This window comes from Clostridioides sp. ZZV14-6387 (assembly GCF_020657835.1).
Classification (GTDB): Bacteria; Bacillota; Clostridia; order Peptostreptococcales; family Peptostreptococcaceae; genus Clostridioides; species Clostridioides difficile_A.
Map to the genome: position 1 here is coordinate 21,295 of NZ_JAGWCW010000033.1, position 22,446 is coordinate 43,740.

Below are 22,446 nucleotides of genomic sequence, written 5' to 3' on the forward strand. Positions count from 1 at the left end.
ATAAGCACCACAGTAATCGACAGATAGTTTGTTATGCGTTTCTCGAAAGATTTTTTCTCTCCAAACTATCTGTCAAAATTAAAGTATGGCAGAAAATTATATGGAGGTTACTGCATGAGAAAAGTAGATTTGATAATTAAAAACGCTTATCTAATTTCAATGAATACGGAGAGGGAAATATTAAAAGATGCTTGTATAATAATTGAAAAGAGCAAGATAATTGATATAGGAAAAGCTAATTTGTTAGAAAAATATATTTCAGAAAAAACTATAGATGCTAAAGGTAAAGTAGTTTTTCCTGGATTCATAAGTACTCATTCTCATCTATTTCAGACTTTATTAAAGGGATTAGGAAGAGATAAATTATTACTAGACTGGCTTGATAGTTCAGTTAGAAGAGCTATCCATAAGATAGATGATGAATGTTGCTATTATGCAGCATTAACAGGGTGTATAGAAGCAATTAAGACAGGTACAACTACTATACTTGATTATATGTATTGTCATGGAAAAGAAGGTCTTGATGATAGCATAATACGAGCATTTGAAGACTTAGGAATAAGAGGAATACTGGGAAGAGGATTTACAGATACAAGTAAATTTCCTGAGGAATTTGGTTGCACTTATCATGATACAGAGCAAAAATTCTTTGATGATGTCAGAAGATTAAATAAAAAATATAAAAACCATTCAAGAATTGGTATGGCATTGGCACCTGGAATTATATGGGACAACACTGAAGATGGCTATAAAGAGATAAGAAAGATAGCTGATGAGCTTAATATACCAATAACAATGCATTTACTTGAAACTGAAGATGATGATAAATATTGTTTAGACGATAGAGGTATGAAAACTGTACCATATCTTGAAAAAATGGGGATTTTAGGCCCTGATTTTATTGCAGTTCATTGTATACATATGTCAGATGAAGACATAGAGTTATTTAAAAAATATGATGTCAAAATATCTCACAATCCTGTATCTAATATGGTTCTAGCAGCAGGAGTTGCACCAATTCCAAGGTTTATAGAAGAGGGATTAACTATAAGTCTGGCATGCGATGGTTCGGCTAGTAATGATACTCAAAATATTCTAGAAGTAATGAAGATGACTACATTATTACAAAAGGTTACTCATAGAGATGCAAAACTCTTACCTTCATCAAGTGTACTTGAAATGGCAACCTTAGGGGGAGCAAAATCTATAAATAAATTAGATTCACTAGGTTCAATAGAGGTAGGAAAAAATGCCGATATTGTAATTTATAACCCATATAAAAGTTCAATTTCTATACCAATTCATGACCCGATTAGTTCACTAATATATTCCTCTACTCCAAATAATATAGAAACTTCTATTATAGATGGAAAAGTGGTTATGGAGAATAATCAGATAACTACTATAGATGAAGAAAAGGTACTATATAAAACTCAACAAATAGCAAGTAAATTAATAGCTGATATTGGTCTAGGTAATGTACAGTGGGGAAAAAGAATTTATGGATTGTAAAACAATTAAGAGAGGATGGTAAGAGTATGAATAATCTTGAATTTTTCAGTATACCAAGAGGTAATTTAAAAATAGATGTATTAAATAGAAATGAAAAGATATTAAGTACAATAAAATCAAATTCTAAAGAAGATGTATGTATACCAGATGTTATAGAGTATTATACGGAATTATTTTTTCCTCAGGCAAGTGAAAAAAGACCATATACATTTTCTTCTATGGTTTTATCTTCTGATGGAAAGATGGCATATGAAGATAATAAGGCAGGCCCCTTGATTGGGAAAAATAATTTTATAGACCCAGATGGTGCTCTAGCAGATTTTTGGGTTTTAAATGTATTAAGAGCATGTTCAGATGCTGTGATTATTGGAGCTAGAACTTTACAAAATGAACCAGGAATAACATGTCATGTATTTGACGAAAGTCTGACACAACAAAGAAAAGATTGTTTAAATAAAAAATATCAACCATGTGGGGTAGTAGTTTCTTTTGATGCTACAGATATTCCATTTAATCACTATACATTTAATGTTGATAAAAGCCAAGAATATAAAATGGTTATAGCTACATCTCCAAACGGCTGGGAGTATATAAAAGAAAACTCTCCTCTAAAACATGTGTGTATAGGAAGTTTTAGTTCAATTGAGGATGTTGATGATTGTACATTTGAAGAATTATATAAAGATTTTGATGTTTTTCCTGTGATTATAACTGGAAAAGATAGTACGCCAGATTCTGAGGTATTGCTTTATGTACTTAAAAATTTAGGTATAGAAAAAGTGTGTGTAGAATCTCCTTCATATTGCACACATTTGATAGAAAATAAGTTATTGGATGAATATTTCATAAATTATTCGATGGTATTTGTAGGTGGAAGAATGACTCCAGGTTGTACAATAGCTTATAGCCATTTAGAACATCCACATTCAGAATTATTGACAATAGGAATTCATAGAAATAATTTTATTTTTACACGTCAAAAACTTCATTATGATATTAAAAATCAAATAGATTTAACAGGATATAAATATTGATAACAAAATTTTGGACATAGTGAATTAATATTTATGATTTAAAAGGAGGAATAGTGAAGATGAACACTGATTTAATTGTAATTGGTGGTGGACCAGGAGGATATGTTGCGGCAATTAGAGGAACTCAACTTGGATTAAATGTTGTAATTATAGAAAAAAATGAACTTGGAGGTACTTGCTTAAATACAGGTTGTATCCCCACAAAGACATTATTTAAGGATGCACAAGTTTTAAATTATTTTAAGCATGCTGAAGAATATGGTATAAAAGTTGAAAAATATGAACTAGACTTAGAAAAAGTACAATCAAGAAAGAAAAAGGTAGTAAAAACTTTAACCAGTGGCGTAAAAGGACTTTTAAAGGCTAATAAAGTAGTAATAGAAAAAGGTGAAGCAAAACTAATAAGTAGAGATTCTGTAGAAGTCAAATTGGAGGATGGGTCTAAGAAAATAATTAAAGGTAGAAATATTTTAATTGCATCTGGTTCAAAATCTTCTAAGCCACCAATAAAAGGAGCTAATTTAGAAGGTGTAATAACAAGTAAAGAAGCCCTAGAAATGAATAATTTGCCTAAGAAAATTGTAATCGTTGGAGGTGGAGTTATAGGAATTGAGTTTGCAGGAATCTTAAACGAATTTGGTTCAGATGTGACTATTGTTGAGTTTTTGGATACTATAATTCCTATGGTTGATAAAGAGGTATCCTCTAGATTAAGTAAATTACTGAATAAAAGAGGAATTAAAATAATAATTTCATCAAAAGTAGAAGAAATATATAAGAATGGCGAAGGATTAGTTGCAGATATAAGTAAGAATGGAGAAAAAACAAAAATAGCCTGTGACAATATACTTATATCAACAGGAAGGGAACTTGATGTAGATGGGTTAAACCTAGAAGGTATAGGCATAAGATATGATAAAAAAGGAATAAAAGTTGATGAAAATTATTGTACTTCTGTACCAGGAATATATGCAATTGGAGATGTGATTGGAGGAGTGATGCTTGCACATGTTGCATCTGAAGAGGGGAAAGTTGCTGTTGAACGAATGGTAGGAGAGAAAACGAGTGTAGATTATAATTTAGTGCCAAATTCAATTTTTACTTTTCCAGAGGTGTCTACAGTTGGATTATCTGAAGAAGAAGTTAAGGATAAAAATTTAGATTATGTTGTCAGTAAATTTCAGTTTTCTGGAAATGGGAAGGCGCTTACAATGAATGATTCAGAAGGCATGGTTAAGATAATTGCTTCAAAGGATAAAACTACAATATATGGCGTTCATATTATAGGACCTAATGCTAGCGATTTAATACATGAGGCTGTGGTTGTAATGAAAGCTATGTTGACAGTTGAAGAAGTTGCAAGTATTATGCATGGACATCCAACTTTATCAGAAGCTTTTTTAGAAGCATCTATGGGAATATTAGATAAATCAATACACATGCCACCTGTGAGAAAATGATGTTGTAATAAATAAATGTAAGAATAAGAAGTGGTTATATATAGGTAAATTAAGTTGAAAATAGTTGTATAGAAAAAATAGTCAAATATTAAAGAAGGAAGTATATAATATGAAATTAAAAGTATTTGAAAAGCCTTTGTTTGTTGAAGAACTAACTTTCAGGGTAAATATCAACTTAATAGAAAAATACTTACAATTAGATTATGAAATTTGGGTTAAGGGTTTAGAATTATTAGAGGGATTTGCTGGTTCTGAGGTATGGATTAGTGAAAGTAATCCAGAAGAAATAACATCAATAGTATATTGGACTGATTATAAGTATTATAAAAATATTGATAAAAATTGGCTCTATGCTAGAAAGAAAAAAATGTCTGAACTGATGGGTGAGGGAAATTTAGAGTTTATAAGGGCAGAACACGAAATCAATAAAAGGTACAAACTTGGAGAGTACAAAGAATAAGATTGAGTACCACTAAAAACTATACATAGATAATATTGTGGTCAAAATAAATATCGTTCAAGTTAGCTGATATGATGGGAGCTACAACGATTGTTACTATTGGAGCTATGAATAGAGAGGTTACAGATAAAGAATTAGAGTCTGCTACAATGGGAAATGCATTAACATATATAATAGTATCTATATTTAGTTCAATACCAACTATACCTTCATGCATAATAGGAGGTGTTACTTTAGCCGATGGATTTATAATAGGTTCTCCTAGAATTTATTTGTTGATATATAATTTAAATAACCCCTTTTAATATTTATTAGATAGCCTATCATAAATATTAAAAGGGGTTATTTGGTATATAAAAATTATTTGTAATAAAGTAAGATATATTAATAAATATGATAGAATATATATTATAAATTAAATTTTAGAAATATAAGGGGGGAACTTTGAGTTCTTATAGATTTCTTATATTATAAGAACCAATACTTTATGCGGGATTTATTAAATGTAACACTTATAGCAATACTTGTTTTGATAAATGCTTTTTTTGTAGCTTGTGAATTTGCTATGGTAAAGCTTCGTAGTTCTAGGATAGATACTATGATAGCTGAAGGCAATGATAATGCAATAAGATGTAAAACAATAAAAGACAATTTAAACTCCTATCTTTCAGCATGTCAACTTGGAATAACACTCTGTTCACTTGCATTAGGTTGGATGGGAGAATCTACAGTTAAAGAGTTAATTTTACCAATAATAAGTATCTTTAATCTTAGTGAAAGTATTATATATACCATATCAATTTCTATTTCATTTTTAATTATAACAATGGTAGAAGTTGTAATAGGAGAATTGGTTCCTAAAGCTTTAGCACTTTATAATACGGAAAAAATAATGTTAAGGACATCTTTTTTATTAATAGGATTTTATAAGTTAACATATCCAGTAATATATTTTTTCAACCTAAGTACTGATTTATTTCTTAAACCATTTGGATATTCACAAGCTGATGAGGTTGATGAGCCACATACAGGTGATGAAATAAGGTTATTAGTGGAAGAAAGTTATAGAAGTGGTCTTATAGATGAATCAGAACAAAGATTTGTTGATAATATTTTTGAATTTGAGGAAAAGAAAATTAGAGAAATAATGGTACCTAGAACTGATATGGTATGTATATATGAAAATGACTCAGAAGAAAAGATATTATCTACTTTAAAAGAAGAAGGTGTCACAAGATATCCAGTATGTAGAAAAAATAAAGATGATATATTAGGCTTTGTACATATAAGAGATTTATATAATCAAAAGATAAATGAAAATCAAATTGAACTGAAACAAATATTGAGAGATATTATATACATATCTGAAAACTTAACTATAGATAAGGCTCTTGAGAGAATAAGAAAAGAGAAGCTTCAACTTGCCATAGTAGTTGATGAATATGGTGGTACATCTGGAGTGGTTACAATAGAGGATATACTAGAAGAGATAGTTGGAGAAATTCAAGATGAATTTGATAAAGAAGAGACTCATATTAAGAAAATAGGAGCAGGCTCTTATTTGGTTGATGGAACTGAGTCGATTAACTATATTAACAAGTATTTTGGGCTTGATATAGAACATGATGGGTTTGACAGTATAGGTGGATGGATATCCTATATGCTAGGTTCAAATATTAAAGTAAATCAAAGTGTGACTTTTGAAAACTATAATTTTACAATATTAGAATTGGATAAATTGAGGGTTGTAAAATTAATCATAAAAAGTGTAATATAATTACATCAAAAAATATTGGAGGAATTGTATGCAAAAAGTAGAAGGAATTATTTTTGATATGGATGGAGTTTTGTTTGATTCAGAGAGAATATCTCTTGAATTTTGGATAGAGACATTTGAAAAGTATGGATATACTATGACTAAAGAAATATACACATCAGTTATGGGAAGAAATCGTAAGGGTATAATAGAAGGTCTTACAAATATATATGATAGTTCTGTTCCAATAATAGATTTGTACGATGAAAAAACTAAAAACATGATTGAATTTATGGATAGAGAAGGAGCACCTATTAAATTAGGAGTTAATGAATTAATCTCTTTCTTAAAGGAAAGTGGATATAAAATGGCTGTTGCAACATCTACAAAAAGAGAAAGAGCAGTAAAGAGGTTAGCCAAAGCAAATTTAAAAGAGTACTTTGATGCTATAGTATGTGGGGATGATGTTGTAAACTCTAAGCCAAATCCAGAAATATTCTTAAAAGCAGCAAAAAAAATAAATATAGAACCACAAAATTGTATTGTTATAGAGGATTCCCCTATGGGTGTTGAAGCTGCATATAATGGTGGTATAAGATGTATAAATGTACCAGATTTAAAAGAACCAGACGAACAGATTAAAGCACAATCACATAAGATACTTGAAAACTTATTAGAGGTTAGAGAATACCTAAAAAGTTTGAATTCTAAAACATGTAATAATCTATAATATAAAATATTAGATTAAATAAATTAAATATAATTTCTTTGATTTAGAATAAATCCATGAATATGAGAAAAAATAATTATAAACAACTAGGAGGAATATTCATGGATAATGCAGGTTCTCTATTATATTTTTTATTTAATTTTTTCTTGTATGGTTTTATAGGTTGGATAATTGAAAACTTATACAGTTATTATACACAAGGACATTTTCAAGAGGATGGATTTTTAAATGGCCCATTTAAACCAATGTATGCAATTGCAATGTCGATTATAATAGAAGTCTCAAGATTTATTGACCCAAGTAATATATTTGCATTGCTTTTATTATGTTTAGTGGTACCAACAACAGTAGAATACATTACAGGTATACTTATGAAAATATATTTTAATAAGGTATATTGGGATTATTCTGATTACAAGTACAATAGTAGAGGAATAGTATGTTTAAAGTTTTCTATGTACTGGACTATACTGACTTTTATTGGGGTAAGATATTTTCAAGTATATATAATTGACAATTTGTATCGACTTATAATGCCTTATTGGCCAATTCTTGCAACTGTACTATTGGTAGCACTGTTTGTAGATGAAATTTTTACTATAAAACTATTGAGAGGAAATAGAGATATAGTGGAAAGGTAACTTTAAAAGTATAGGTTAAACTTAGATTGTAGTAGAAAGAAAGCTATGTTAAAATGATGAAATCATTTAAAATTAGCTTTCTTTTTTATTTGATGAATTTATTTGAGAATATTATAATAGGTTATAAAGTTTTCTATTTAAATCAAAATAAAATATAGAAAATAGGGAGTGATTTATAATGAGTAAAGTAAGATTTGGCATTATTGGGACAAGTAATATAGCAAAAACATTTCTAAGAGCTGCTTTTAGGATTAAAGAATTTGAATTGGTTGCTGTATATTCAAGGGATTTAGAAAGAGCTAAGGAATTTGGAGAGCCATATGGAGTAAGTATTTTTTTTGATGATTTAGAAAAAATGGCTAAATCAAGTGATATAGATGCTATATATATAGCTTCTCCAAATGCTATACATTCAAAACAAGCTCTTACTTGTTTAAAATACAAAAAACATGTACTTTGTGAGAAATCATTAGCATCTAATTTAAAAGAAGTAAAACTGATGATAGAAACAGCTAGAGACAATAATGTACTTCTTATGGAAGCGATGAGAATTACATGTGTTCCAAACTTTAAGGCAGTTAAAGAAAACTTATATAAAATAGGAAAGATAAGAAGATACTTTGGAAGTTATTGTCAATATTCTTCAAGATATGATAAGTATAAGAATGGAATTATAGAAAATGCTTTTAAAAAAGAGTTATCAAATGGTGCATTGATGGACATAGGAGTGTATTGTATACATCCAATGGTAAATCTATTTGGAGCTCCAAAATCAGTAAAAGCAATTTCTCATATACTTCAAACTGGAGTTGATGGAGAAGGCTCAGCTATATTTAAATACGATGATATGGATGCAATAATTCAGTATTCAAAAATAGCTGATTCTTATATACCATCTGAGATACAAGGAGAAGAGGGAAGTATAATAATTGAAAAACTGAATCTATTTGAAAAAGCTATTATAAAGTATAGAGATGGAAGAGAAGAAGATATATCTATTTTAAAAGAAAAAGAAGAGGAAAAACCTAGAGAAATAGAAGGTATGTACTATGAACTTGTTGAGTTTATAAGTCTTATAAATAACAATAAAATAGAGTCTAAAATAAACTCTTATGAAAACTCAATAATTGTAATGGAACTTATGGATGAGATAAGAAGACAATGTAATATTGTTTATCCAGCTGATAGTATGTAATTTATATTGTAAAGTATTGATAATATATAAAAAAGTGTGAGGAGATGTATATGTATAATATAAAGTGGGCTGTATTGGGACCTGGGACTATTGCTTTAGAGTTTGCACAAGCTATGAATGAGTTAAATTGTAGCATGTATGCAGTTGCTTCAAGAAGTATTGAAAGAGCTGGGAACTTTGCAAACAAGTTTGGGATAGAAAAAGTGTATGATGATTATGATAAAATGTTAAAGAATGAGGATATAGATGTAGTGTATATATCTACTCCACATTGTAACCATTATGAATATATAATGAAAAGCTTAGAAAATGGAAAACATGTTTTTTGTGAAAAAGCTATAACGGTAAATGGAAGTCAACTAAGAGAGATTGTAACCTTAGCTAATGAAAAAAATTTGATAGTGGCAGAGGCAATGACTATTTATTACATGCCTTTATATAAAAAATTAAAAAACATAGTAGAGTCTGGAAGTTTGGGAAAAATTAAAATGATACAAGTATCTTTTGGAAGTTGTAAAGAGTATGATGTTAATAATCGATTTTTTAGTCAAGATTTAGCTGGAGGGGCATTACTTGATATTGGTACATATGCACTTTCATTTACTAGATACTTTATGTCAACTCAACCAAATGAGATTTTAACAACTGTTAAAAACTTTGAAACGGGTGTAGATGAACAATCTGGAATAATTTTAAAAAATTCTAATGATGAGATGGCTGTAATATCATTAACTATGAGGGCGAAGATGCCTAAAAAAGGTGTTGTTGCAGGTGAATTAGGATTTATAACTGTAGAAAATTTCCCAAGAGCATCGAAAGCAACAATAACTTATACAGATGATGGAAGAGTTGAAAATATAGAATGTGGATATACAGAAAAAGCTTTAAAATATGAAATTGAATATATTAATAATTGTATCTTGAATAAAATAAAAGCTGATACTATAGAATTGTCTATAGATGTTATGAACTTAATGGATGAGATAAGAAAACAATGGGGATTAAGGTATACTTTTGAGTAAATTTAATTTTAGATTAGGTTAAAATGTATACATATTTAAGTATTAAAATGTCAAATTATAAGTATAAAAAAGTACTAAGAGGAGACTCTCTCTTAGTACTTTTTTTCTGTTTTTTTTACAATTTTGTAACAGTATCAAAAAAAGTTTTGGCGATTTTATTACAATTTTGTAGTTGAATATATACATCAAAACTAATATGATTAATAATAACATAAATTTGAATATTTTTAGAGGAGAGAAAATATGAGAAAATTGATATACTTTATTACTCCGTTTATAATAGGCGTAGTATTTTTATTTGGGCTAGACAAATTTCTTGATTCTAAAACTGATGAACTTTTGAGGGAGAAAAATCTACTTCCAATTATGGATGATACTTTAAGTGATATAAAGGACAAAGGTGTTACAGCAAATAATCATTTTTTAAGAGAAAAGGATATTATGATTTTGGGGTCATCAGAACTTGGTAATTCAACAAAACAACATCCGAAGTACTATTTTAATACGGATAGGAGTAAAAACAAGGTGTTTGCAATTGGGAGAGCCTATACTCAGACATTACAAGATGCTGCAATATTAGGAAGTATGAATCCTAATATTGATAATAAGAAAGTTGTCTTGTTAGTTTCTATGCAATGGTTTATGGAGAAAGATGGGGTAACAAGCCATCATTATCAATCTAGATTTTCACCAATACAATTTTATAGATTTTTAGATAATCCAAAGATATCTAGAGAAAATAAGATTGAATATGCAAAAAAATCAAGCAAACTATTGTGGGGAAGTGACGAGTATAAAGCAGAGGCGCTATATGCAAAGCTATATGAACCTAAGACCTTGTCAGAAAAAGCTGAGAAGGTGATTTTAGAGCCTTATTTTCAAGGAAGAAAGTATTGTATAGCTCTTAAAGAAAAAGGGATACTTTATAAAAAATTAATTAGGCTAGATGAAAGAAGAAAAGGAAAAAGAAAAGGGCCAATAAATTGGTCACATGAGAGAAAGAAAGCTATTGAAGATGCTAAAAAAAGAGTTGGTAAAAATCCACTAAATATTGATAAATATTATTATCAAATGCATTTTAAGGATGGTATAGAACAATTTAAAGGAAGAGACAAAGACGTAGATTTGTTAACTTCTAAAGAGTTTGACAGTTATAAACTTATGCTAAATGTCTGTACTGACTTAGATATTAAGCCAGTTGTTGTACTAATCCCAAGTATGGGTAAATTCTATGATTTGACTGGTATATCTGAAAAAGAAAGAGACCAATACTATGATAAAGCACAAAAAATAGCAGAAAGTAAGGGTTTTGAAGTTCTAAATCTTAAAGATAAAGGGTCAGATAAATATTATTTAAGAGATGTAATGCATCTTGGTACGAAAGGATGGGTAGATGTCTGTGAGAGATTATTTAAAATATTTAAAGAGCAATAAAGAATTGGTAACTAGTATTTGTTTAACTATGGTTATAATATTGGCGATAGGAGTACTAACATTTACTCCATTTAAAGAATTGCCATTTATTTATAACGGATTTTAAAGGAGCATTTTTATATGAAAATTATTGAAGGAATAAAAAAATATTCAAATACAGATAGAATAGCACTAATGTGTAATGGAAATAAACTTTCTTATAAAGATTTAAATCAATATTCAGATGCTATATCAGTTTTTCTAAAAGATGTATACAAAGAAGAAGATACTCCAATAGTGATTTATGGAAATAAAGAAAATATGATAATGGCGTGTATGATAGGAGCTTTAAAATCAGGTAGAGCATATGTACCTCTTGACATTAGTTTTCCAATAGATAGAGTTTTTGAAGTTACTAAAGAGATAAAACCAAAGGTATTATTTAATTTTAGTGATGAAAAAGATTTTGGAGATATCAATGTAATTGATATGGACAAGCTAAATGACATAATAAATGAATATCAAGGAAAATCATTACATAAAGAAAACTGGGTAAAAGATGATGAAAATGCATATATACTATTTACTTCAGGAAGTACAGGAAAGCCAAAAGGGGTTCAAATAAGTTCAAACAATTTAGATAGCTTTTCGGATTGGATAAGTCCATATCTAAATATAGATGGAAGTGAAAAAGTAATAATGAATCAAGCGGCGTATTCTTTTGACCTTTCAGTTACAACTATATATCCTGGTCTTATTCATGGAGCGACATTATTTTCAATATCAAAAGATGTATTAGCAGATTATAAAGAGCTATTTAGACAGTTTAGCATGTCAGATATAGCTGTATGGGTGTCAACTCCTTCTTTTGCAGGTGTATGTATAACAGAAAAAGAATTTAATAGTAAAATGCTTCCTAAACTTGAGTCAATGATATTCATAGGAGAAGCACTTTCAAAAAATCTTACTAAGGAACTTATGAGTAGGTTCCCAAATACAAGAGTCATCAATGGATATGGACCAACTGAAGCTACTGTTGGTGTAAGTGTAAATGATATGACTAAAGAAGCCATAGATGATGAAAAAAGTCTTCCAGTTGGATATCCTATGTCAAACTGTAAAATAAAAATACTTGGTGAAGATGGAAATGAGCTTGAAGAAAATGAAAAAGGTGAGATTATAATAATTGGACCATCAGTTTCTAAAGGTTACTTTAATAATAAAGAAAAAACTGACGAAGTATTCTTCTATGATGAAATAGATGGTGTAAAATGGAGAGCTTATAAAACTGGAGATATGGGATATCTTCTAGATGGAAATATATACTATTGTGGGAGAAAAGATTTTCAAATAAAATTAAATGGATTTAGAATTGAAATAGAAGATATAGAGAATAACTTAAGAAAAGTACATAATGTAAAAAATGCAGTAGTTTTACCAATATATAAGGATGAGAAAATTGCTTACTTAAAAGGTATTGTTGAGTTAAATGAAAAGAATGATTTAAGTAACATTAAAAATGGGATGATAATAAAAAAGGAATTGGGAAAATATATACCTTCATATATGATTCCAAGAAATATTTCAATAATCTCTAAGTTTCCAACAAATATCAATGGTAAAATAGACAGAAAGAAACTTATGGAGGAAATTTAATGATTTTTTCACAGTATGGAGATTATTTTTATCTTTATATATTATTATTAACATCAATACCAGCAGTGATTTTAGGTCTAATGGGTAAGAATATAAAGTATTATGGTATGTTGGCAAGTTTATTTATGATATTCTTAATTGTAGGGATGGATGTCCAACTAAAATACCTAGTAATATTTATTATTCTTGAAGTTATAATAGTTAAAGGATATGAATATGTAAGAAGAAAAACTAAAAATAAATACATATATTGGGGATTCTTGTTTGCATCAATGCTCCCAATAATAATAAATAAAATATCTCCAGTTACTTCTTTTGGGATAATTGGATTTATTGGAATATCATACTTAAATTTCAGAACTATACAAATGGTTATTGAAATTTATGATGGAGCTATAAAAGAAGTTAAAATTTCAAAGATGCTTTATTTTATGCTATTTTTTCCAACATTAAGTTCTGGTCCTATTGATAGGTCAAGACGTTTTGAGCAAGATTTGGAAAAACAAATATCTAGAAAAGAGTATCTAGAAGAATACTTACTGCCTGGAATAAAAAATATTGTTATGGGTGTAGGTTATAAGTTTGTTATAGCATTTTTGATAAATACATATTGGGTATCAAGAATACCTAAAGATATGAGTTTTATAAATATTTTAAGTTACATGTATGCATACAGTTTATACCTATTCTTTGATTTTGCAGGGTATAGTTTGTTTGCTATAGGTGCAGGATACATATTTGGAATACAAGTACCAATAAACTTTGATAAGCCATTTATGAGTAAAGATATGAAGGAATTCTGGACAAGATGGCATATAAGTCTTTCAAGATGGTTTGGAGATTATATTTTTTCAAGATTTGTTATGTCATCAATGAGAAAGAAAAGATTTAAGAAAAGAACTACTGCTGCTCATGTAGCTCAGATGATAACCATGATAACGATGGGATTTTGGCACGGATTAACATGGTATTATGTTGCTTATGGAGTATATCAAGGGCTGGCACTTGTTTTGACTGATATATATCAGAGAAAATCTAAGTTTTATAAAAAACATAAAAAAGAGAAATGGTTCGAGAGAGTTCAAATTTTCATTACATTCCACATTGTATGTTTTGGATTACTGATATTCTCAGGTTATTTAGCTTAATTTTAAGGAGGCAGATTTATGCAAGAAACAGTTATAGAAATATTTGAAGATGTATTAGGGACTGATGAGATAAGAGAAGATTTAGACCTTAACTTATTTGAGACAGAGCTTTTAGACTCATTAGCTATAATTGAAGTTTTACTTGAAATTGAAAATAGACTAGGAATAGAACTTCAGCCAACTGATTTAGAGAGAAAAGATATGTCTACTGTAAATAATTTAGTAAAATTCTTGGAAACAAGAAAATAAATTAATAATTAAGTTTTAAATATTAATTTATAAAATAAAGTTTTATAAAGTCCATCTGATATTAATATTTGATGGACTTTTTTTTATTATAATATACATTATTTTAAATTGAACTTTAATTGAGTGAAAATGTTTATCATGGAATAATAATTTTGTAAAGGTAGGTATTATTGTAATATTATAGGAGCAAAATATACATATTTAGGAGGAAAAGTGATGTCTTTAAATTCAATAGATAGAAAAAAAGAAATACTTAAATTATTAGATTCAAAAGGTAAAGTAAATACAAAAGAGTTAGTAAAAAAATTAGAGGTATCATCAGAAACAATAAGAAGGTATTTAGAAGAGTTAGAAAATGAAAATAAATTGAAAAAGGTTTATGGTGGTGCTATAAAAATAAATTATGGGGTGATTGAACCAGCACATATAAAGAGAAATAGTACTAATTTGGATAAAAAACAGAGTATTGCTAAATATGCAGCTAAATTTGTGAATGATAATGAATCAATTATCATAGATGAAGGTACTACTAATTTACAAATTGTGGATTATATAGTATCTGTAAAAAATTTAAAGGTTATTACAAATTCTTATCCTGTACTATCAAAGTTGATTTCCTATGAAAGTCAAGGTTTATTTGATGGGGAAGTTATATTTATTGGGGGAAAAGTAAATTTAAAGCATCAAAGAACAGCATGTCAAATGTCAATAGAGACTATGAGAAACTTATATGTGGATAAATCCTTTATATCTAGCGAAGGTATACTTGATAGCTTTGGAATTAGCAGTATAGACCAAAATAAAGCATTATTATCAAGAGAATATATAAAAAATTCAAAAGAGAGTTTTATATTGTGTGATAGTTCCAAAATTGGAATTGTCAGTATGTATAAGATAGCAGATTTAGAAGAATTGGATTTTGTGATTTGTGATACAGAACCTCCAAATGAATGGAGAGATAAATTAAATGAAATAAACATAACATGGATAGAAGCAAAATAAATACAATAAAATTATAAAATGTAACTAGCTCATAGATTTATATGAAAAAGGAAATTTCAACTTATAATTTGGAGTTTTGTGAAGTTTTTATATAGAATAGTAAAAACAAGTATAACCAAGTAAAAACAACTAAAAACATAAATTTAATATACATTTAACCTGAATATGATGTATAATTAACATGTAAAAGTTATACTTTAAAAGTAAAAACAATTAAAAACACAAAAATTCTAAAAGAATCTATGGAGGCTATAAATATGAAAAAGATATATGGAGAAAAAATAAAGGCAGTAGTATTTGATTGGGCTGGAACAACAGTTGATTATGGATGTTTTGCACCTCTTAATGTATTTATAGAGATATTTAAAAGAAGAGGTATAGATGTAACAATGGAAGAAGCAAGAAAACCTATGGGAAAATTAAAGATAGACCATATAAGAGAAATGTGTGAAATGGATAGAATAAAAAACCTTTGGTCAGAAAAATTTGGCAAAGCACCAACTGAAGAAGACGTAAATAAGCTTTATGCTGAATTTGAGCCAATGTTATTTGAAACATTAGAAGAATATACAACTCCAATTCCTCATGTTGTTGAAACTGTTGAGAAATTAAGAAAGAATGGATTAAAAATAGGTTCTACAACAGGTTATACAAGAGAAATGATGAACATAGTCGAACCAAATGCAGCAAAAAAAGGATACTCACCAGATTTTCTTGTAACTCCATCAGAAGTATCTCAAGGAAGACCATATCCTTGGATGTGCTATAAAAATGCTGAAGCTCTAGGGGTATCTCCTATGAGTTCTATGGTAAAAGTGGGAGATACAATCAGTGATGTAAAAGAAGGCGTAAATGCAGGAATGTGGAGTGTTGCTGTAATAAAAGGTTCAAGTGAGTTAGGACTTACACAAGAAGAAGTGGATAACATGGATAAAGAAGAACTAAAAGCTAAGATGGATGCAGTTTCAAAGAAATTTAAAGAAGCAGGTGCACATTTTGTAATAGAGACTATGGCTCAATTAGAAGATGTCTTAGTGAAAATAGAAAATGAAACTATTAAGTCAGACTTTGTACCAGAAAATGATTACATATTGCTTACACCAGGACCACTATCTACTACTAAATCAGTAAGAGCATCTATGCTAAAAGACTGGTGTACTTGGGATGTTGAATATAATGATTTAGTGCAGGATGTTAGAAGAAGATTAGTGTCTCTAGGAACAAAAAATACAGATAAGTACACAAGTGTATTAATGCAAGGAAGTGGAACTTTCTCAGTAGAGGCTACAATAGGAAGTACTATTCCAGAAGATGGTAAACTTCTTGTAATTGCAAATGGGGCATATGGAAAGAGAATGAAAGATATATGTAATTATTTAAATATAGAATTTATTGATTGTACATTTAAAGATGTAGAGGCAGTTGATTTAAATGTAGTAGAAAATTTATTGAAGGAAAATAAAGATATAACGCATATATCAATGGTTCACTGTGAAACTACTACAGGTAGATTAAATCCTATACAAGAAGTAGGAAAACTTGCAGAAGAATATAATAAGATTTATATAGTTGATGCTATGAGTAGTTTTGGAGGAATTGAGATTGATGTTGAAGACTTTAATATAGATTTTCTAGTTAGTAGTTCTAATAAATGTATACAAGGAGTACCTGGATTCGGTTTTATAATAGCTAACAAAGAAGAATTAGCTAAATGTAAAGGTATAGCTAAGTCATTGTCTCTTGATGTGTATGCACAATGGGATACTATGGAGAAGAATAATGGTAAATGGAGATTTACTTCACCTACACATGTTGTAAGAGCTTTTTATCAAGCATTATTGGAGTTAGAAGAAGAAGGGTCTGTTGAAAAAAGATATGCTAGATATAAAGAAAATCAGTTTACAATAGCATCAAGATTAAAATCTTTAGGTTTTGACACTTTGGTAAATGATGGTGCTCAATCACCTGTAATAACAACTTTTTTATATCCTAAAAATGCAAAATTTGAATTTATGGAATTTTATACGTATTTAAAAGAGAATGGATTTGTTATTTATCCAGGAAAATTGACTGATATAGACACGTTTAGAATAGGTAGTATAGGAGAAGTTTATCCAACTGATATGGAGAGATTGGCTGATGTAATCGAAAAATTCATCAATATGTAGAATAGGATGAATTGTAAATTATTGTAGAATTTAGAGAATAATATTTTAGAGGTTTATATAACAAATATATATAAAGATTGAATAATAGGGATGTATCTCACTTAAATCATAAATCTAAATAATTTAGATTTATAGTTTGAATAGAGTGTTTTCCCTATTATTTTTTTATTATTTATATAAATTAAAATAGAACTTAAATGAAGGTTGTTTTACTGAATATAATTATTATACTTGACAACGTAACAATGTTTTGTTATATTAGTTTCAAGGATAAAATACATTAAGGAAAGGATATCATTATGAATGAAGGATTAAATTCACTAAACTTTAATGGAGTTGGAAAGTGTAAAGGTGGAATTTTTGATAGTGTTAATGTAGCAGGAACAGGAAAGATAGAAGGAAATATAAAATGTAGTAAATTTGATTCTTCTGGTTCAGCAAAAGTGCTTGGAACAACAGAATGTAATGAATTTTTTACATCAGGTCTAAGTAAAGTAGAAGGAAATATATTGGCATCAAAAGTGGAGATATCTGGACTTCTTAGATGTACAGGAGATATTAATTCTATTGAAATTGATACGGGCGGAATTATTAATGTCGAAGGAAATATAAAGTCGGATATTATTCATGGAAAAGGATATTTAAAGGCCAATGAGAATATAGATTGTGAAAATATCAATTTAAGTGGAATTTTAAATTGTAACGGATTTTTAAACTGTGAAGAAATTAATATTAGTTTGAATGGAATTTCTAATTTTAATGAAGTTGGAGCAAGTAGGATAAATATAAAAAAAGGTCATGGAGACTATTGTAAAAAGTTTCGTATGTTGGAGAAAAAGCCTATAAACTTTGAAAAAGTATCTTCAAATTTAATAGGTTTAGGTCTATTATCAATTAGAACATATACAGAAAGTAAGTTATTTGCAAATATTATAGAGGCAGATGAAATAAGCTTAGAAAATAGTGAAATCAAGGTTGTAAGAGGCAAAAATATTAAAGTAGGTAAAGGTTGCTATATAGAAAGTTTGGAGTACAGTGAAAGTATAGAGATTGATGAAGATTCAATAGTTGCTGAAATAAAGAATATAAATGAGACAGTAAACTTAAAGAAAGATAAGTAATAAATGGTTTTAAAAATAAAATTTAAAATGAGGTAATAATATGGAAAAAGGGTCTATAAAAATACTTGGAGAAGGATTTATAAGTAGCGGGGAATATGAAAGCATAAAAATTATGGGAAGTGCTAAATCAAAAGGAAATATAACAAGTGATGAAGTAAAAGTGTTTGGAGATTCAAAGTTTGAAGGTGATATAAATATAAAAAACTTTGTTGTAAATGGAAAAACTGTTATAAGAGGTAATCTTAAAGCTGAACGTGTAAGGGTGAATGGTCAACTTAGTATAGATGGAGATGCAGAAATAGATGACTTGGTTATAACTGCTCAACAGAAAGTTGATGGTAAACTGAAATGTAATAATGTTACAATAAAAGGACAATTAAGTGTAAATGAAAATATGTATGCACAAGATATAAAAATATATGGTGAAATGAGAAATAAAGCAAATATAGAATGTGAAGATATAAAGGTATATGGAGCTATAAAATGTGATGGTCTTTTAAATGGAGAAAATATATATGTTTATTCAGGAGGAGGCTCTTATTGTAAGGAGATAGGTGCAACTAATATACAAATAGGAAGAAGTAAAAATGCTTTTCAATTGATTAAAATTATCAATATTTTTTCTGGAAAATTTAAATGTGATTTGATAGAGGGAGATACTATTGAATTAGAGGATGCGTCAATAAAAGATATACGTGGGAAAAATATATCTTTAGTAGATAATTGTGATGTTGGAAATATTGAATACAGTGATAATTTATCAGTTTCAGATAATTCTACTGTAAAAAACAGTATAAAGGTGGGCTAGAGAAACTATGGAAGAATTAATATCTAAGAAAGATTTACTGAGCAAAACTAATATATCTTATGGGCAATTATATAGATGGAAGAGAAAGAATATTATACCAGAGGAATGGTTTATAAAAAAATCAGCTTTTACAGGTCAAGAGACTTTCTTTCCAAGAGATAAAATACTAGAGAGAATAGAACTAATATTATCTATGAAAGAAGAGACTTCTCTTGATGATATTGCAAATATGTTTATGAAAAAAGATACTAATAAAGAGTTCGATATTGATTTTATTCTCAGTAAAGAAGTAATATGTAATTACACAAAAGAAATATTTCAAAACTTATATAAGAAAGAACAGAATATAGGTAAAAAAGAACTACTTATATTGAATATAATAGAGAAATTTTTAGTTAAATCAACGATAACCTTTGAAGAATTAAAATTAATAGTGAACATAATAGAAGAAAATTTTACAGCAATATACAATGAAAATGGTAAAATTTATTTGTTTAGAAAGTTTGGAGTTCCATTTGTAGTGGGATGTTTAGATTATAAAAAAGTAAGGTTTGAAAAAGATGTAGTTAAAATTATTGAAATCGATTTGATGAAAGAAATAAATGATATTAGTATAAGATTATCATAGTAGGTTATCCTATCTAATTATCTCATATAAATTTAGACGATGTATTATAGTTTTGAAGGAATAATAAAATGAACCATAAAGGATTACTATAAATGTTCAAAGTATATTTTATATCTATAGTAATATTTATGGTTCATTTTATTGTTATCAAGATAATATGGTATTTATAAAAATGTTTGCTATAAATATCATAGATTATTTAAATACAATGATTATCTTAGTCTATTCAAATAATGAGTTTTTAAAATCTAAGAAATATCCTTGTGGATGAAGACATACAGGACAAGCTTTTGGTGCTTCTTTACCAACATGTATATGTCCACAATTTGTACATATCCATTGAATATCTTCATTTCTTCTGAATAAAGTACCTTCTTCTAAGTCAGTAGCATACCTACCAAATCTATCACCATGAACTTTTTCTATTTCAGCTATGTTTTCAAATAATTTAGCTATAGCTTCAAATCCTTCTTCACGTGCTGTTTTACCAAAATTCTTATATACATCATCCCATTCTTGAAGCTCATTATGTTGTGCAGCTTTAAGATGTTGTGCTGTTTTGTCGTATAAATCTACAGGATATGCTCCTGATATACTTATGTTTTCACCAGAAAATTCTTTTAATTTAGTAAAGAATTGTTTTGCATGTGATTTTTCTTGGTCAGCAGTATAATTAAATAAAGATTCTATTATATACAACCCTTCTTTTTTTGCTACAGATGCAGAAATATTGTATCTATTTCTAGCTTGACTCTCTCCTGCGAAAGCTCTTAATAAATTTTCTTTAGTTTTACTATCTTTTAAATTCATATTCTACCTCTCTATCACAATAAATTTTTACAATATTTAATTCTTTTTATTTATTATTCCAATAGAAGATATAATTATGCTAAGTTTAGTCAGCATTTTTAAAATTGTCATTGATTTTTTTTAAAATTCTAAGAAATTCTTGTTTTTCATTTTCTGTAATATTATGGTATGCAGTGTCTTTTACTTGTGTTGAAATACAGTCAAAAGTATCCTCTATAAGTAATGCCTTTTGCGTAAGTTTTATATATGTAATACGCTTGTCATTGGCACATTTTTGTCTTTCTATATATCCTAGATTTATGAGTTTATTAACCAACACTGTGACAGTGGACTTATCCTTTCCTATTTTAGTTGCAATTTCCTTCATTGTAAGTATTCCATTGTTTTCATAAAGTGCAGTTAAAATATTTCCATGAGTAGGTATTAATTCATCTAGACCATTTTGACTAAGTTTATTTTCAATGAATTTAACCATATTAGCCTTTGTTTTACTTATGAAATGTATAATATATTTATCTTCCATAAATTAATCTCCAATCCTTAATTTATTTAAATTAGTTTGACATAAAACTATTTATAAACTATAATTAGTTTAACATAAAACTAATTGTATTGGGAGGAAATTTATGAATAAAAAATTTAAATCATTATATATTACAGAAGAAGAAGGCGGTTTTAAGAGAAATATAATTGAAAGAGAAATAGATTCATTACCAGAAGGAGAAGTTATAATAAAGGTAAAATTTTCTTCTCTAAATTACAAAGATGCACTTTCTGCAAATGGAAATAAAGGTGTTACTAGAAAATATCCACACACACCAGGAATTGACGCATCTGGGATAGTAGAATATAGTAGTTGTGATGATTTTAAGATTGGAGATGAAGTTTTAGTAACAGGTTATGATTTAGGTATGAATACTTCTGGTGGTTTTTCAGAATATATAAGAGTTCCTTCTAGCTGGGTAGTGAGACTTCCAAAAGACCTTTCATTGAAAGAAGCAATGGATTATGGTACAGCAGGATTTACAGCAGCTTTATCTGTATATAAATTTATAAACTCTGTAGATAAAGATATGGGAGATGTATTAGTTACTGGTGGTACTGGAGGAGTTGCAGTAATTGCAGCTAAAATATTGATTAAATTAGGTTACTCAGTTGTAGTTTCAACAGGAAAATTAGAAGGACAGAAAGATGTATTATTAAATTTAGGTGTTAAAGATATTATACATAGGTCAGAAGTGGATGATAACTCAGGTAGACCTCTACTTAGACCAAGATGGGCTGGAGTAATAGATACAGTAGGAGGTAATACTTTATCAACAGCAATAAAGACAACTAATTATTGTGGAGCAGTGACAACTTGTGGTAATGCAGGTGGAATTGAGTTTACAAGTTCAGTGTATCCATTTATCTTAAAGGGAGTTACTTTATATGGTATAGATTCTGTAGAATGCCCAATGAATGTAAGATTAAAGATATGGGATTTATTATCTAATGAATGGAAATTAGATGATTTAGACGATATGGTAAATGTAGTATCATTAGAGGAATTAAATAATAGTATAGATTTAATAATGGCAGGAAAGCATGTAGGAAGAACAGTAGTTGATTTAGAAAAAATGTAGATAGCCAA

General features: G+C 28.3%; 22 protein-coding genes. 20 read left to right on the forward strand and 2 right to left on the reverse strand.

Translation table 11 applies throughout. The features are described 5' to 3' along the window. Positions 1-114 precede the first annotated feature (114 nt). The 19 genes from KGF38_RS17025 to KGF38_RS17115 all read left to right on the forward strand — a co-directional run bounded on the left by KGF38_RS17025 (position 115) and on the right by KGF38_RS17115 (position 20,003). The gene (locus tag KGF38_RS17025; RefSeq protein WP_074179774.1) at positions 115-1,512 is read left to right on the forward strand and encodes an amidohydrolase family protein; all 1,398 of its coding nucleotides are present in this window, start codon (positions 115-117) and stop codon (positions 1,510-1,512) included. 26 nt (positions 1,513-1,538) lie between these two features. Continuing rightward, complete coding sequence (locus tag KGF38_RS17030) at positions 1,539-2,546, forward strand: dihydrofolate reductase family protein (RefSeq protein ID WP_054271660.1); 1,008 nt, start codon at positions 1,539-1,541, stop codon at positions 2,544-2,546. Between the two features lie 59 nt (positions 2,547-2,605). Further along, positions 2,606-4,006, forward strand: a complete 1,401-nt coding sequence (gene lpdA, locus KGF38_RS17035) for a dihydrolipoyl dehydrogenase (RefSeq protein WP_074179773.1) — start codon at positions 2,606-2,608, stop codon at positions 4,004-4,006. A 109-nt stretch (positions 4,007-4,115) separates the two neighbouring features. Continuing rightward, positions 4,116-4,466, forward strand: a complete 351-nt coding sequence (locus KGF38_RS17040) for a TIGR03792 family protein (protein WP_074179772.1) — start codon at positions 4,116-4,118, stop codon at positions 4,464-4,466. A 71-nt stretch (positions 4,467-4,537) separates the two neighbouring features. Then, entirely contained in the window at positions 4,538-4,771 is a 234-nt protein-coding gene (locus KGF38_RS17045; protein ID WP_141668764.1) for a hypothetical protein, read from the forward strand. A 182-nt stretch (positions 4,772-4,953) separates the two neighbouring features. Further along, complete coding sequence (locus KGF38_RS17050) at positions 4,954-6,243, forward strand: hemolysin family protein (protein WP_074179771.1); 1,290 nt, start codon at positions 4,954-4,956, stop codon at positions 6,241-6,243. 28 nt (positions 6,244-6,271) lie between these two features. Beyond that, positions 6,272-6,952 carry an HAD family hydrolase gene (locus KGF38_RS17055; RefSeq protein ID WP_054271438.1) on the forward strand — a complete coding sequence of 227 codons (681 nt, stop codon included), beginning with the start codon at positions 6,272-6,274 and terminating at the stop codon, positions 6,950-6,952. A 101-nt stretch (positions 6,953-7,053) separates the two neighbouring features. Next, positions 7,054-7,593: a putative ABC transporter permease gene (locus tag KGF38_RS17060; protein WP_074179770.1), complete on the forward strand. Its 540-nt coding sequence runs from the start codon at positions 7,054-7,056 to the stop codon at positions 7,591-7,593. 178 nt (positions 7,594-7,771) lie between these two features. Continuing rightward, positions 7,772-8,788 carry a Gfo/Idh/MocA family protein gene (locus KGF38_RS17065; protein WP_176702535.1) on the forward strand — a complete coding sequence of 339 codons (1,017 nt, stop codon included), beginning with the start codon at positions 7,772-7,774 and terminating at the stop codon, positions 8,786-8,788. A 50-nt stretch (positions 8,789-8,838) separates the two neighbouring features. Beyond that, positions 8,839-9,810 carry a Gfo/Idh/MocA family protein gene (locus KGF38_RS17070; protein WP_074179768.1) on the forward strand — a complete coding sequence of 324 codons (972 nt, stop codon included), beginning with the start codon at positions 8,839-8,841 and terminating at the stop codon, positions 9,808-9,810. 243 nt (positions 9,811-10,053) lie between these two features. Next, entirely contained in the window at positions 10,054-11,244 is a 1,191-nt protein-coding gene (gene dltD / locus KGF38_RS17075) for a D-alanyl-lipoteichoic acid biosynthesis protein DltD (protein WP_054271434.1), read from the forward strand. A gap of 120 nt (positions 11,245-11,364) precedes the next feature. After that, entirely contained in the window at positions 11,365-12,879 is a 1,515-nt protein-coding gene (locus KGF38_RS17080) for a D-alanine--poly(phosphoribitol) ligase (protein ID WP_074179767.1), read from the forward strand. Beyond that, complete coding sequence (gene dltB / locus KGF38_RS17085) at positions 12,879-14,027, forward strand: D-alanyl-lipoteichoic acid biosynthesis protein DltB (protein WP_054271432.1); 1,149 nt, start codon at positions 12,879-12,881, stop codon at positions 14,025-14,027. The genes KGF38_RS17080 and dltB overlap by 1 nt, the downstream gene beginning before the upstream one ends. 18 nt (positions 14,028-14,045) lie before the next feature. Beyond that, on the forward strand, positions 14,046-14,276 hold the full coding sequence (gene dltC / locus KGF38_RS17090) for a D-alanine--poly(phosphoribitol) ligase subunit DltC (protein ID WP_003422749.1): 231 nt from the start codon (positions 14,046-14,048) through the stop codon (positions 14,274-14,276). A gap of 216 nt (positions 14,277-14,492) precedes the next feature. Next, positions 14,493-15,278, forward strand: coding sequence for a DeoR/GlpR family DNA-binding transcription regulator (locus tag KGF38_RS17095; RefSeq protein WP_074179766.1), 786 nt, complete (start codon positions 14,493-14,495; stop codon positions 15,276-15,278). 257 nt (positions 15,279-15,535) lie between these two features. Continuing rightward, positions 15,536-17,446, forward strand: coding sequence for a 2-aminoethylphosphonate--pyruvate transaminase (gene phnW, locus KGF38_RS20630; protein ID WP_074179765.1), 1,911 nt, complete (start codon positions 15,536-15,538; stop codon positions 17,444-17,446). A 299-nt stretch (positions 17,447-17,745) separates the two neighbouring features. After that, complete coding sequence (locus KGF38_RS17105) at positions 17,746-18,567, forward strand: polymer-forming cytoskeletal protein (protein ID WP_074179764.1); 822 nt, start codon at positions 17,746-17,748, stop codon at positions 18,565-18,567. A gap of 40 nt (positions 18,568-18,607) precedes the next feature. Next, positions 18,608-19,375, forward strand: a complete 768-nt coding sequence (locus KGF38_RS17110) for a polymer-forming cytoskeletal protein (protein WP_054271429.1) — start codon at positions 18,608-18,610, stop codon at positions 19,373-19,375. A 7-nt stretch (positions 19,376-19,382) separates the two neighbouring features. Beyond that, on the forward strand, positions 19,383-20,003 hold the full coding sequence (locus tag KGF38_RS17115; RefSeq protein ID WP_054271428.1) for a YhbD family protein: 621 nt from the start codon (positions 19,383-19,385) through the stop codon (positions 20,001-20,003). Positions 20,004-20,225: 222 nt separating this feature from the next. Here KGF38_RS17115 and rbr read toward each other — a convergent pair whose 3' ends face one another. Together rbr and KGF38_RS17125 are read right to left on the reverse strand one after the other, a co-directional pair. Next, positions 20,226-20,813 (reverse strand): rubrerythrin, encoded by a 588-nt coding sequence (gene rbr, locus KGF38_RS17120; RefSeq protein ID WP_054277428.1) that lies wholly within the window; start codon positions 20,811-20,813, stop codon positions 20,226-20,228. Positions 20,814-20,898: 85 nt separating this feature from the next. After that, on the reverse strand, positions 20,899-21,336 hold the full coding sequence (locus tag KGF38_RS17125; protein ID WP_074179763.1) for a MarR family winged helix-turn-helix transcriptional regulator: 438 nt from the start codon (positions 21,334-21,336) through the stop codon (positions 20,899-20,901). A gap of 103 nt (positions 21,337-21,439) precedes the next feature. Here KGF38_RS17125 and KGF38_RS17130 point away from each other — a divergent pair, with 103 nt between their 5' ends. After that, on the forward strand, positions 21,440-22,438 hold the full coding sequence (locus KGF38_RS17130) for a YhdH/YhfP family quinone oxidoreductase (protein ID WP_074179762.1): 999 nt from the start codon (positions 21,440-21,442) through the stop codon (positions 22,436-22,438). Positions 22,439-22,446 lie beyond the last annotated feature (8 nt).

Coding starts and splice junctions, on each gene's coding strand:
- KGF38_RS17025 (WP_074179774.1), top strand. CDS start 115: ATGAGAAAAGTAGATTTGATAATTAAAAACGCTTATCTAATTTCAATG.
- KGF38_RS17030 (WP_054271660.1), top strand. CDS start 1,539: ATGAATAATCTTGAATTTTTCAGTATACCAAGAGGTAATTTAAAAATA.
- lpdA (WP_074179773.1), top strand. CDS start 2,606: ATGAACACTGATTTAATTGTAATTGGTGGTGGACCAGGAGGATATGTT.
- KGF38_RS17040 (WP_074179772.1), top strand. CDS start 4,116: ATGAAATTAAAAGTATTTGAAAAGCCTTTGTTTGTTGAAGAACTAACT.
- KGF38_RS17045 (WP_141668764.1), top strand. CDS start 4,538: ATGATGGGAGCTACAACGATTGTTACTATTGGAGCTATGAATAGAGAG.
- KGF38_RS17050 (WP_074179771.1), top strand. CDS start 4,954: ATGCGGGATTTATTAAATGTAACACTTATAGCAATACTTGTTTTGATA.
- KGF38_RS17055 (WP_054271438.1), top strand. CDS start 6,272: ATGCAAAAAGTAGAAGGAATTATTTTTGATATGGATGGAGTTTTGTTT.
- KGF38_RS17060 (WP_074179770.1), top strand. CDS start 7,054: ATGGATAATGCAGGTTCTCTATTATATTTTTTATTTAATTTTTTCTTG.
- KGF38_RS17065 (WP_176702535.1), top strand. CDS start 7,772: ATGAGTAAAGTAAGATTTGGCATTATTGGGACAAGTAATATAGCAAAA.
- KGF38_RS17070 (WP_074179768.1), top strand. CDS start 8,839: ATGTATAATATAAAGTGGGCTGTATTGGGACCTGGGACTATTGCTTTA.
- dltD (WP_054271434.1), top strand. CDS start 10,054: ATGAGAAAATTGATATACTTTATTACTCCGTTTATAATAGGCGTAGTA.
- KGF38_RS17080 (WP_074179767.1), top strand. CDS start 11,365: ATGAAAATTATTGAAGGAATAAAAAAATATTCAAATACAGATAGAATA.
- dltB (WP_054271432.1), top strand. CDS start 12,879: ATGATTTTTTCACAGTATGGAGATTATTTTTATCTTTATATATTATTA.
- dltC (WP_003422749.1), top strand. CDS start 14,046: ATGCAAGAAACAGTTATAGAAATATTTGAAGATGTATTAGGGACTGAT.
- KGF38_RS17095 (WP_074179766.1), top strand. CDS start 14,493: ATGTCTTTAAATTCAATAGATAGAAAAAAAGAAATACTTAAATTATTA.
- phnW (WP_074179765.1), top strand. CDS start 15,536: ATGAAAAAGATATATGGAGAAAAAATAAAGGCAGTAGTATTTGATTGG.
- KGF38_RS17105 (WP_074179764.1), top strand. CDS start 17,746: ATGAATGAAGGATTAAATTCACTAAACTTTAATGGAGTTGGAAAGTGT.
- KGF38_RS17110 (WP_054271429.1), top strand. CDS start 18,608: ATGGAAAAAGGGTCTATAAAAATACTTGGAGAAGGATTTATAAGTAGC.
- KGF38_RS17115 (WP_054271428.1), top strand. CDS start 19,383: ATGGAAGAATTAATATCTAAGAAAGATTTACTGAGCAAAACTAATATA.
- rbr (WP_054277428.1), bottom strand. CDS start 20,813: ATGAATTTAAAAGATAGTAAAACTAAAGAAAATTTATTAAGAGCTTTC.
- KGF38_RS17125 (WP_074179763.1), bottom strand. CDS start 21,336: ATGGAAGATAAATATATTATACATTTCATAAGTAAAACAAAGGCTAAT.
- KGF38_RS17130 (WP_074179762.1), top strand. CDS start 21,440: ATGAATAAAAAATTTAAATCATTATATATTACAGAAGAAGAAGGCGGT.